Origin of the sequence: Streptomyces inhibens (genome assembly GCF_003389455.1) — a bacterium.
Lineage (GTDB): Bacteria > Actinomycetota > Actinomycetes > Streptomycetales > Streptomycetaceae > Streptomyces > Streptomyces inhibens.
In genome coordinates this window covers 1-11,082 of record NZ_QUAC01000130.1, presented here as the reverse complement: position 1 = coordinate 11,082, position 11,082 = coordinate 1, and the positions used below count along the sequence as shown (strand labels likewise).

The following is an 11,082-nucleotide window of genomic DNA, read 5'->3' as shown; positions in this document are numbered from 1 at the left end:
CCCACCGCCGCCGTCCGGGCCGCGGCCGACCGGCTCGCGCAGGTCGTCGGCGCCGGCGGCCCGTCCTCGGCCACCGATACGCTCCCCGGCACACAGCTGTCCGCATACGCCCTGACGGGGCGCGACCCCCGCCGCCCGGCGCTCGCCCTGGTGGTCGCCGCGGACCCGAACGACCCGCCCGCGCATGCCATCGCGGGCGTCGCCGCCGTACTTCTCTCCCTGATCACCGGCCCGGCCGCCGACCGCGGCCCGGCCGAGGCCGAGCACTCCGCGGCCCTGGTCCGCCTGCTCCTCGGCGCCCGCCCGGCCGAGGTCGCCGCGCTCCTCGGGCCGCCGCTCTGGACCGTCGTACACGCCGAGCGGCGCCGCGACACGACGGAGTCGCCGACCGCGCTGGCCGCCGCCCTCGGCACCTCGCTCATCGCCTCGGAGCCGGACGCCGGGGCGGCGACGGCCCCCGTCCTACGGGCCCTGGTCCCGGCCGGCCGCAAGGTCACCGCGCACCCCGGCTGGACGCTCGGCGTCAGCGAACCCGTCCCGGTCGAGGAGCTGCCGGCCGCCGACCGGCACGCCGCCACCGCTCTGCGCCGCGCCCTGGCCCGCCGCACCTCCCTCGTACGCCATCGCGCCCCGGGCCCCCACGGCATCGCCTCCCTCGTCGCCCCCGCGGACGCCCGGCAGCACGCCCAAGCCCTGCTCGCCCCGCTGGCCGACTCCCCGCCCCTCCTCGCCACCCTCCACAACTGGCTCTCGCTGCACGGAAGTTGGGACCGTACGGCGACGGCCCTGGGCATCCACCGCAATACCGTCCGCCAGCGCATCGCCCGTATCGCCGGGCTTCTCGACGCCGATCTGGACGACCCCGACGTCCGCATGGAGCTGTGGTTCGCCCTCCGCTCCCTCGACCGGGACGGCTCCTCCCTCGACCGAGACGGCGCCGCCCCCCAGGCGTGAGTGCCGGCATCCTGACGTATCGCCAAATGCGCCCTGTTCTCAGCAACTTGGGCGGGGAGGGCGGGAATCCCGCGCTCCCCGCCATCGGTGACGGCCTTGTGACAGTCCACACCTTGAGGCAATACGGGCGAGCGTGCCTAAACTTTGCTGGACGCTGTGCCATACGACACCACGGGCACCCTGATCGGGGGAAGTTGTGGCCGGAGACGGACTGCAGGCGGACATCCCGTCGCTGAAAAGCGGGGGCAAGGACTTCACCAACGTCGGACAGCGCTACCAGACCCAGGTGGAGAAACTGAAGAACACGCTGACCGGCCTGGAGGGCCAGGACACCCCGCCGTGGGGCGATGACGAGATCGGCGAGAAGTTCGGCGTGGTCTACGAGGGCCTGCGCGACGGTATGTACGAGTCGATGGGACATCTGGCCGCCAAGCTCCAGGAGATCGGCGGCGCCCTGAACACCATGGCCGACAACCACCAGGCCGACGAGGACTTCAACGAGTCGCTGATGAAGCAGCACGTGGCCAACGCCGAGGCACAGAGCCAGCTGATCACCAGCTTCAAGGCGCCCAACACCTGACCCGAGGCGCCGACGACGACCGGCCCGCCACGGAATCCGTGGCGGGCCGGGCGTCGTGCGGGGCCGGTCCTCGCCCGGGTACCGGCCATCGACCGCACACCCCGGGCGCGGTGCCTATTGGCCCTACTGGCTCTACTGGCCCTACTGACCCTGCCGGCCGGCCGCGATCTGCCGGGACATGATCGTCGTCAGCTCGTACGCCGTGTGGGAGGCGGCCACGCAGGTGATCTCCGCATGGTCGTACGCCGGGGCGACCTCGACGACATCGGCCGAGACCAGGTTGCAGGAGGCCAGCCCGCGCAGGATCTCCAGGAGTTCGCGGGAGGTGAGTCCGCCGGCCTCGGGCGTGCCGGTGCCGGGGGCGTGGGCCGGGTCCAGCACGTCGATGTCGATGGAGATGTAGAGCGGGCGGTCGCCGATGCGCTGGCGCAGCTGGTCGGCGACCTCGTCGACGCCGCGGCGCATGACGTCCGCGGAGGTGACGATGCCGAAGCCCATCTTCTCGTCGTCGTCGAGGTCCTTCTTGCCGTACAGCGGACCGCGGGTGCCGACGTGGGAGAGCGCGGAGGTGTCGAGGATGCCTTCCTCGACGGCGCGGCGGAAGGGGGTGCCGTGGGTGTACTCGGCGCCGAAGTACGTGTCCCAGGTGTCCAGGTGGGCGTCGAAGTGCAGCAGGGCGACCGGGCCGTGCTTCTTGGCGACCGAGCGGAGCAGGGGCAGGGCGATGGTGTGGTCGCCACCGAGGGTCATCATGCGGGCACCGGAGGCGAGCAGGTCGTCCGCGGCGGCCTCGACCGTCTCCACGGCCTCATTGATGTTGAAGGGGTTCGCAGCGATGTCACCGGCGTCGGCGACCTGCGCGAGCGCGAACGGGGAGGCGTCCTGGGCCGGGTTGTACGGGCGCAGAAGGCGGGAGGCCTCGCGGATGGCGTTGCCACCGAAGCGGGCGCCGGGGCGGTAGGAGACGCCGCTGTCGAAGGGGACACCGACGACGGCCACATCGGCCCGGCCGCCGACCTCGTCGAGGCGGGGCAGACGGGCGAAGGTCGCCGGCCCGGCGTAGCGCGGGATGCGGGAGGAGTCGACGGGGCCCACGGGCTCGTTGGATGCGCTGGCTGCGGTGGTCATAAGGGGGAGAGTAGGGACATCCGCCGGTGTGGCCCATGGACATTTCCGTGAGGACTGGCTATGGGCATTCGACATTTTGTCCAGCGGGCCGGTAGATGCCCGCGCCGCGGTGTCCGCCGGCCGTGGATGTCCGCGCCGCGGAGTCCCCGCACCGGCATCCGCACTCCCGTGTCCGGGCTGCGGAACTCCCCCGCCCCGGAACAGGCGTCCGGGCACAATGGCGCTATGCCGATAGCCTCTGCAGCCGCCGCCCCCACGCGCGCCGAACTCGTCGATCATCTCGTACGGACCCGGATCGCCGGTGACGTCGCCACTCCCCGCGAGAACAACCTCTCCCACTACCGCAGACTCGCCAACGGCGACCGCTACTACTGGTTCGGCCTGGAGTTCGGCGACCGCTGGGCGGACGAGCAGGATGTGCTGGCCGTGATGGCGGAGCGCTGCGGGGTGAGCGACGATCCGCACCACCGGCAGGGGCAGGACACCATCGACCCGGAGCTGACGGTGGACGCGCTGGACCGTACGGCGGCGGTGCTGCGCAAGGCGGCCGCCGACCGGCAGCGGGTGCTGTTCGCGACCGGCCACCCGGGCGGGCTGCTCGATGTGCACCGCGCGACGGCACAGGCGCTGCGGGCGCAGGGCTGCGAGATCGTCGTCATCCCGGACGGGCTGCGGGCGGATGACGGCATGGTCTTCCAGTTCGCCGATGTGGCGGTGCTGGAGCGCGGTGCGACACTGTGGCACACCCACTCCCCCGAGCCGATGGCCGCGATCCTGGACGGTCTGGAGCGCGAGGGCCGGCCGCAGCCGGATCTGGTGATGGCCGACCACGGCTGGGCGGGCTGCGCGGCCCAGCGCGGCATCGAGGCGGTGGGCTTCGCGGACTCCAACGACCCGGCACTGTTCCTGGCCGAGGCCGAGGGCACGCTACAGGTGACGATCCCCCTGGACGACCATGTCCTGAGCCCGCGCTACTACGACCCGCTGACCGCCTATCTGCTGGATGCGGCGGGGCTGGGCTGAGGGGTCCGGCTGAGCCGAACGAACCCTGCGGCTTGTCTCCCGGCTCGACGCCTCCACGGGAACGAAGGCCGCGCGGTGAATCCCGGGTAAGGGCGAGCTCTGGGGCACAGCGGCTGGTCAGAGCCTGCGGAAGCCCCGCCCACCACGCCACGGAGGACAGCGCACGGACGGGGCCGGTTCAGTTCGTCACTGTAGGTTCTCGCGGTTCGTGTCCTATTCAGAGGCTGTGAGCTGCGGCTGGCCCCGGTGTCTCACGCCGTGTCCAAGCCAGCCAGTCTCACGGTTGCGTCCGAATCTCCGGACCGGCCACGAGGAGCAGGCGGCTGGCCCGCAGAAGGCCATCCACAGGACATCGCCCCTCTCCCTGGAATCTGACGTCCGCGCCTGGGTAAAGCCAGTGGAACGAGAACTCGACCCCGTTCACCTGGACCGAAACAGCCGATGCGATCCTCGACTCCCTCGCCCGCTCCTGCCAACGGATCTCCGGCGCAGGAGACCAGTAGGCCCCTGTCAGGTCGCTCCGGCTCTTGAGTTTTGGATGGTGGTGGGCGGTGACGCTACGGGGCCGCCCCGTGCGGCCGTAGTCGCACGAGGCTGCCCGGGCGCTTCAGCTGAGTTGTGCCTCAGCGAAAGGCGGCGATGCTACGGGCGACCCAGTTGTTGAAGGGGCGCGGAGCGCGACCGAGGACTCGTTCCACGTCCGAGCTGATCCGCAGTTCGGCGGGGTTCGGGGCGGAGATGATGTCCAGGGTGTCGTCGGCGAGCTCCGGCGGCACGAACTGGGTCATCGCGGCTTTGGCCTCCTCGCGGGTGAGTTCGTGGAATCGCACCGGCGAGCCGAGCGCGGCGGCGATGGCCTCCGACTGCTGACGGGGCGTGATCACCTCGGGCCCGGTCAGCTCGAAGATTCCGCCGGTGTGCCGGTCGTCCAGCAGGCAGGCCGCCGCGACCTCGGCGATGTCCGCCGGGTCGACGATCGGAACCCCGACATCGCCGAAGGGTGCGGCGACCGTCCCTTGCGTGCGGACGGACTCCGCCCACGCCAAGGCGTTGGAGGCGAAGCCGCCCGGTCGTAGGACGGCCCAGTCCAGGCCGGACTCTCTCAACGCGTCCTCCACCGCGCGCATCGCGATCCGCGACGGGCCGAGCGGCCTGGTCGCCACGCCCTGCGAAGACAGCAGGACGACTCGGCGGACCCCGCTGGCAGCAGCCAGGTCGATAATGTCGGTCGGCCTGGCTTCGGGGGCGTGCAGGTCGCCGGACAGCAGGAGGAACAGCGCCTTCGCCCCGTCCAAAGCGGGGGTGAGGCCCTGCGGCTCGGCCAAGTCAGCCGGCACGTGCCGGACCCCGTCCGGCATTGCCGCCGCATGCCGTGACACCGCCGTCACCCGCTCGCCCGCCTTGGCCAGGGCTTGCGTCAAAGGCTGGCCCACATTCCCGGTAGCCCCGGTCACCACGATCATGTTCAGCTCCTAGTCCGTTGTGCACTGCGGCAATTGACGCTAGGAGGCAGGCTTACTTTTCGTAAGAACATACCCAGAGGTAAGCTCCGGACATGAGGGAAGGTGCGCAGCTGACGCAGGCCGAGGCGGGCAATCGGTATGAGGTGTTTCACACCGACTGCCCTGCGCGCGACGTGGTCGACCACGTGACCAGCAGGTGGGGTATCTGGGTGCTGATCTCCTTGCGGAGCACCGACCTTCGGTTTTACGAGCTGCGCGACAGCATCCAGGGCATCAGCGAGAAGATGCTCGCTCAGACACTGCGCGCACTGGTCCAGGACGACCTGGTCTGGCGGAAGGTCGAGCCGACGACGCCACCCCAAGTCACCTACGGGCTGACTGAGTTCGGCCAGGACGTCGGTGCGCCGCTGACGGACTTGTTCGACCGGATCACACAGCGGCTGGCACCCAGCGGGGCGTCCGCCACGGAGCGGCTGAGCGCAACAGGTCAAGCGAAGCAGCTGACCACCCCAGGCCCTCAACAGCTTCATCATCTCGACGACGAACACTGACCGTGACGGCAGAAAGGTTCGTGCGTACTCCCAGCACGGACCAGTGGCAGAAAGGCCGCGCCACCAAGACACTGTCCATGGAGAACCTGTCCCACGTGTGGCTCACTCCAACGAGTGAACAGGCTGCCCAGCCAGTCTAAGTTCCGTGGCCGATCGGCCACGGAATGGCCACCGGCCGTGAGATTCGGCCAGCCAATCTGAGATCCCACAGTCACACGGCCCAGGAGTCGGCCGGGTCGTCCAGCCACACCCGCTGTCCCTCCGGCGTGACGGTGAGACCGAACCGGGTGTGGTCCGGCTCGCCCCGGCCGACCCACCATCGGTGGGCCGCCTCTACTTCGTCCCACAGGCGACGCGGCCCCGACTGGTAGACCGTGGCGTCCGGCTCGCCGCCGCGGAACACGGCGGCGGCCCATGACCGGCTCGTCAGATCGAAGAACCACGCCTTCGCAGTCCCCCCGTCCGACCTGTTGATGACCTGGGCACAGTCGGGCACACACAGCCCCATGACGAACCGTGCGGGCTCGTAGCGGTCCCCCAGGTCCGTCAGAGCGACCGTCGTACGGGAGACGTCGGCGTCGCCGGGGAACTCCGGAACGTGCTCCCTGAACAGGTTCCAGTCCAAGCGCTGATCCCGCAGCTTCATGAACTCGACCATGCGCAGGAACGGACCCGACGCGGAGCCGTCCTCCCGCACGGTCAACCGGACAAGTGCGTCCTGGTCGCTGTAGTGGGTGCCCCAGGGGACAAGGATGACCCCGCCCGGCCGTGACTGCTCCAACCAACGCGGCGGAACGGCTCGCACCCCTGCCGTGACGATCAACCGGTCATACGGCGCCCTGTCCGGCCACCCGGCCCCACCGTCCCCGTGGACTGTCTCGGGGTGGAGTCCGGCGCGCAGCAACGCTCCTCGGGCTTGATCGGTCACCGCCTCGTCGATCTCGACGCTGACCACGTTCCCGCCGCCCAGCCGGTGAGCGAGGAGTCCGGCGTTCCACCCCGTGCCGGTGCCGACTTCGAGCACCCGCATACCGTCGCTCACGTCCAGATCGCGCAGCATCGCGGCCACGACTGACGGCATGCTCGCCGAACTGGTCGGCACGGCCCCAGGCTCGCTACCCGTGTGCTGCCCGTCGTCCCACTGGGTGACGAGCGGGACGTTCGCGTACGCGGCCCGCTCCCACCCTGCGGGGTCGTTGCTCCGGGAGACGGACACACTTCGGCCGGTCGCCATGTCGTGAGCCCAGACGAGATCCGGCAGGAACATCGATCGCGGAACGACTCTGAACGTCTCCGCCCAATCTGGCGTCAGGGCTCCTGCTTCGAGGAGGGACCGCACCAGCTCGTCACTGGCGCGGTGCTCCTGCCGAGAGTTGAGCCTCACTTGCGGTGCGTCCCGTCGCCGGGCGGCATGTCACCGTCCGGGGGCGGCGGCGGAGGCGGCGTCCAGGGCTGGCCGGGGTGCCCGTCCCCGCCGTCTCCTCCTCCGCCCTGCTGCCCGCCATCGGCAGCGGTGATGATCTGCATGCGCATCCCGTGCTCCTCTCCTTCATTCAGTTGGTGGTTCCCTGTGCTTGCTACCCACCCGGACCGCTCAGGCTCACCGGCTCAGCCGCGCACCTCTGCTCTGCGCGACGCGATGTACGTCTCGCAGTGCGGCGCTCAACTGGTGTCCGAGAAAGCGGAGTTCTCTCTCTGTCACCTTGTTGTCACTGAGCATGTCCTCCGCGTGATCGAGGAGCCCGTCCGCCATGTCGAGCTGGACCGCTTCGATGCGGTCCACGACACGGGAGAGGCCGCCCGCCCCCTTGCCGTCGCTCACAAGGAAGCAGGTCTTCCCCTCAGGGGTCGTCCACGGCAGCAGGCGAGTGGTCGTCTGCGAATCGCTCATCGCGCGGCCACCTCCGCCCCGCGCGTCGGCCGGTAACCGACGTACGGGCGCACCATGACGGTGTCCTCGCCCCGCACCATCTGTACGCGCACCAGCCGCGACCGTACGGGCGGCCGATCCGTACGCGGCGGCATGGACACGTACGGGTACGCACCCTCCGACCGATGACGCCCCGGCGCGGGCAATAACAGCCGCAACAGCAACTCGAAGATCCGGGCGATACAGTTCGGCATGTCGACCTGCTTTCCTCAGGTTGGTCATGCCCCCGGGCCGTCCCAAGACGGTCGCGGGGGTCTTCTGACCCTCTCAGCGTGCCGACAGCAGAAGGCCGGAACTATCAGTCATCGCTGATAGCTCCGGCCATGGGCTTTCAGAACGTCACATGCGTAGCCACGAGCCATAGTTGCTGAAGGTGTCAGGCATCCTGCGCCTGGCTGAGTCCAGACCGGCGTACGTCTCTCGCACCGTGGGGTGGTACCGCGTCTGCTGCGGGGCGACTTTGCGGGCCTTCAGCAGGCTCTTGAATGCCGCGTCCGTGCGTCCCGCCCACATCTGTGCTCGCGCTACCTCGGCATGGTGGTGCGCCAGCCGGGACGGGGGCCATCCGTCCGGAATCGCGATCTCTTGCGCGGACTGCACCGCCTCCAGGTAGAGGTCCAGCTCTGCGAGCACGCTGACCCGGTGAACTCCCACGTTGGTCGGCCCGAATGACAGCCAGTGGACCTTCTCCGCCGGACCGATCCGCTCCGCGATGCGCTGAGCCTCACCAAGGTGCCCCTCCGCGGTATCCCTGTCCTTGTCGCGGCCCGCCAGAACGGCGGCTCCCAGGTGCAGTTGTCCAGTTACTGCGTCAAGCACACGCCCAGGAGCTGCCTGATCCAGGTCGGTCAGGCCAAGCCGGACCAGCCGCTTCCCGGTGCGGTAGTCGCCCGCCCGCAGGTAGGCCACACCACGCATGTACTGACGCACTCCACTGAGCACCGCATCCGAGGCACGCTCGGCCGACCAGCCCATCCGGTCAAGCGCCACCATGCCCAGGTCGGAGAACCCCAGTTTCGCCGTCACGTCATACGCGGTGCGGTATGCGCTCGCCAGCAGCCGCCAGTTTCTGTCCGTGGCATTCAGGTGGGCCGTCGTCGTGGCCTCGTGGATCAAGCCAGGAAGTTCGGCGGCGGCCTGCTTGATGTTCGTTGCACGCACCATGGCGCACAGCCGATCGGCATGGACCTCCAACTCCTCCACCGTGCGCGGGGATACGTCCGGGTCGGGGCCGAGGTCGTAGATATTCAGTGCCTCGCGAATGGGGTTGATCAGGCCGTCCAGCTGGTCCTGGCGGAGTTCTTCGAGGTAAGGCTGCCCTGTCAGTTCCGTCACCGGCACCGAAAGGGCACGGGCCAACACACCGAGCACCGAAGGGCTTGCGGGCAGGACTCCCTGCTCCACTTTGGTCAACGTGCTGTACGAGACGTGTGAGAGGTCGGCCAACTCGCGTTGGGTCAAGCGTCGGACCTTGCGCGTGTGGGCGATGCGTGCGCCCGTGTGGTCATCGTGCAGTGAAGGCATACTGCTCTCCAGTCCCTTGCAGCCATTCGGAACGGTACCCATGCGGGGAGCACCGGTGAACGCTCCGCTCCTGATGCACACGGTTCAAAGGCAGTTGGCTGTGGTGGGATGGCGTGATGAATCGTCCCGTGCTCTATCTGTTCGGGTCCGCCGCCCCGCCCGTCCAGCAGTTTGCCGACGTGGCCCGCAGCGCCCGGACAGCTGGATTCGACGTATGTGTCGGATTGACTCCCACAGCGGCCAGGTGGCTCGACAGCGAGGTGCCACTGCTGGGAGAGCTGACAGGGCACCCGGTCCGATCCGAGTACAAGCAACCGGCCGAGCCTGATGTGTGGCCTCCAGCGAACGTCATCGTGTTCGCGCCGGTCACCTTCAATTCGATCAACGCATGGGCGCTCGGGTTGACACACCACTTCGTGGTCGGAGTGGTTGCCGAGGGCATCGGCAAAGGCATTCCGACGGTTGCGATGCCGTGCGTGAACACCGCATACGTGCAACATCCGCAGTTCGACCAGTCAGTGGCAACGCTGCGTGGCGCCGGCGTATCGGTGTTGTACGGGCCCGGCGGCTTCGAGCCGAACGAGCCGGGCAAGGGACGCCCGGAGGGCTATCCGTGGCAACTGGCGATGGCTGAAGCGACGCGTGTCGTCCGCGTAACGCCGTAAGGGCCGCCAAAACCAGGTCGGGACGGCCGTCGGGGGCCGGGGGCCAGTAGGGTGCGCGGCGTGAACGAACCTGCTTCCGGTCTCCCGCGCACCTTCCGCCTGATCGTCACGGGGGGAGGTACCGGTGGCCACACCTACCCCGCCTTGACCGCGGTCCGCACGTTGCAGGCCCGGTTGGCGGCGGACGGCCGCGCGCTCGACGTGCTCTGGATCGGCACCCCTGATGGGCTGGAGGCACGCGTCGCCCCGGCCGAGGGCATCCCCTTCAAGACAGTCGCGACGGGCAAGATTCGCCGCGCCGCGAACCCGCTCAAGATGGTCAGCCCGGCCAACGTCAAGGACATGGCGCGGGTGCCGCTCGGTGTCGCCCAGGCGCGGAAGATCATCAGCGAGTTCCGGCCGGATGTCGTGCTGGCCACGGGCGGGTACGTTGCCGTCCCTGCCGGGCTCGCCGCGCGCATGTGCCGGCGCCCGCTGGTTCTGCACGAGCAGACGGTGCGCCTCGGGCTGGCGAACCGGAAGCTGGCGGGCTCGGCGGCGCGTATCGCCGTGTCGTCGGAGTCGACATTGCCGCTTCTGCCGGAGTCCGTGCGCTCCTCCGCGGTCGTCACCGGTAACCCGGTGCGGCCGGAGGTGCTGACGGGGCATGCGGACAGGGCGGTCGCGACGCTGGGGGTGACCGGCTTCGACCGGCGGCTCCCGACCCTCTACGTCACCGGCGGTGCCCAGGGTGCCCAGCAGATCAACGACGCGATCCGGGACGCCCTGCCGTGGCTGCTGGAGCGCGCGAACGTGGTGCACCAGTGCGGGCCGGCGAACGTCGAGGCTCTGCGCGGGCACACGGCGGCGCTGCCCGCCGAGCTCGCGGGCCGCTACTACCTCACCCCGTTTGTCGGCCCGGAGCTCCCCGACGTCCTGGCGCTCGCCGACGTCATGGTCTCCCGTAGCGGCGCCGGCACGCTCGCTGAACTCACCGCCCTCGGCAAGCCGGCCGTATTCGTGCCGCTCGCATCCTCGGCAGGGAATGAGCAGGCGCACAATGCGCGGCACCTGGAGGAGACGGGCGCGGCCGTCGCGCTGCTCGGGGACGTCACCGCGGAGCGACTGCAAGACGCTCTCTCCCCGCTGTTGACCGACCCGGCGCGACGGGCCGCGATGGCGGAGCGGGCCCGGGTGCACGGCCGGCCGGACGCGGCGGACAGGCTCGTCGACGTGCTCCTGTCCGCCGCGTCCGGCTGACCCGGGCGCGAGCCGCGGGGTTACG

The 11,082-nt window shown here is 69.7% G+C and carries 13 protein-coding genes; 6 read left to right on the top strand and 7 right to left on the bottom strand.

What is annotated here, in order from left to right; translation table 11 throughout:
- On the top strand, window positions 1-954 hold a 954-nt coding region (locus DY245_RS16900; protein ID WP_147318345.1), incomplete at its 5' end, for a helix-turn-helix domain-containing protein.
- Between the two features lie 196 nt (window positions 955-1,150).
- Window positions 1,151-1,534, top strand: a complete 384-nt coding sequence (locus tag DY245_RS16895) for a WXG100 family type VII secretion target (protein ID WP_128508086.1) — start codon at window positions 1,151-1,153, stop codon at window positions 1,532-1,534.
- Window positions 1,535-1,675: 141 nt separating this feature from the next.
- Here the strand turns inward: DY245_RS16895 and speB are convergent, their stop codons facing one another.
- Complete coding sequence (gene speB / locus DY245_RS16890) at window positions 1,676-2,662, bottom strand: agmatinase (protein ID WP_128508085.1); 987 nt, start codon at window positions 2,660-2,662, stop codon at window positions 1,676-1,678.
- A 225-nt stretch (window positions 2,663-2,887) separates the two neighbouring features.
- Here speB and DY245_RS16885 point away from each other — a divergent pair, with 225 nt between their 5' ends.
- Complete coding sequence (locus DY245_RS16885) at window positions 2,888-3,685, top strand: phosphatase (RefSeq protein ID WP_128508084.1); 798 nt, start codon at window positions 2,888-2,890, stop codon at window positions 3,683-3,685.
- 623 nt (window positions 3,686-4,308) lie between these two features.
- Here the strand turns inward: DY245_RS16885 and DY245_RS16880 are convergent.
- Window positions 4,309-5,148, bottom strand: coding sequence for an SDR family oxidoreductase (locus DY245_RS16880; RefSeq protein WP_128508083.1), 840 nt, complete (start codon window positions 5,146-5,148; stop codon window positions 4,309-4,311).
- A 92-nt stretch (window positions 5,149-5,240) separates the two neighbouring features.
- Here DY245_RS16880 and DY245_RS16875 point away from each other — a divergent pair, with 92 nt between their 5' ends.
- Window positions 5,241-5,699 (top strand): winged helix-turn-helix transcriptional regulator, encoded by a 459-nt coding sequence (locus DY245_RS16875; protein WP_244943088.1) that lies wholly within the window; start codon window positions 5,241-5,243, stop codon window positions 5,697-5,699.
- A 211-nt stretch (window positions 5,700-5,910) separates the two neighbouring features.
- Here the strand turns inward: DY245_RS16875 and DY245_RS16870 are convergent, their stop codons facing one another.
- The 5 genes from DY245_RS16870 to DY245_RS16855 form a co-directional block, all read right to left on the bottom strand.
- The gene (locus DY245_RS16870) at window positions 5,911-7,083 is read right to left on the bottom strand and encodes a methyltransferase domain-containing protein (RefSeq protein ID WP_128508082.1); all 1,173 of its coding nucleotides are present in this window, start codon (window positions 7,081-7,083) and stop codon (window positions 5,911-5,913) included.
- On the bottom strand, window positions 7,080-7,232 hold the full coding sequence (locus DY245_RS44440) for a hypothetical protein (RefSeq protein ID WP_181923722.1): 153 nt from the start codon (window positions 7,230-7,232) through the stop codon (window positions 7,080-7,082). Before DY245_RS44440 ends, DY245_RS16870 begins: the two co-directional genes overlap by 4 nt.
- A gap of 67 nt (window positions 7,233-7,299) precedes the next feature.
- Entirely contained in the window at window positions 7,300-7,590 is a 291-nt protein-coding gene (locus tag DY245_RS16865) for a hypothetical protein (RefSeq protein WP_128508081.1), read from the bottom strand.
- The gene (locus tag DY245_RS16860; protein WP_128508080.1) at window positions 7,587-7,823 is read right to left on the bottom strand and encodes a hypothetical protein; all 237 of its coding nucleotides are present in this window, start codon (window positions 7,821-7,823) and stop codon (window positions 7,587-7,589) included. Before DY245_RS16860 ends, DY245_RS16865 begins: the two co-directional genes overlap by 4 nt.
- 145 nt (window positions 7,824-7,968) lie before the next feature.
- Complete coding sequence (locus tag DY245_RS16855) at window positions 7,969-9,153, bottom strand: helix-turn-helix domain-containing protein (RefSeq protein WP_128508079.1); 1,185 nt, start codon at window positions 9,151-9,153, stop codon at window positions 7,969-7,971.
- A 116-nt stretch (window positions 9,154-9,269) separates the two neighbouring features.
- Between DY245_RS16855 and DY245_RS16850 the strand changes: the two genes are divergently transcribed.
- The gene (locus DY245_RS16850; RefSeq protein WP_128508078.1) at window positions 9,270-9,818 is read left to right on the top strand and encodes a flavoprotein; all 549 of its coding nucleotides are present in this window, start codon (window positions 9,270-9,272) and stop codon (window positions 9,816-9,818) included.
- 60 nt (window positions 9,819-9,878) lie between these two features.
- On the top strand, window positions 9,879-11,057 hold the full coding sequence (locus tag DY245_RS16845) for a UDP-N-acetylglucosamine--N-acetylmuramyl-(pentapeptide) pyrophosphoryl-undecaprenol N-acetylglucosamine transferase (RefSeq protein ID WP_128508077.1): 1,179 nt from the start codon (window positions 9,879-9,881) through the stop codon (window positions 11,055-11,057).
- Window positions 11,058-11,082 lie beyond the last annotated feature (25 nt).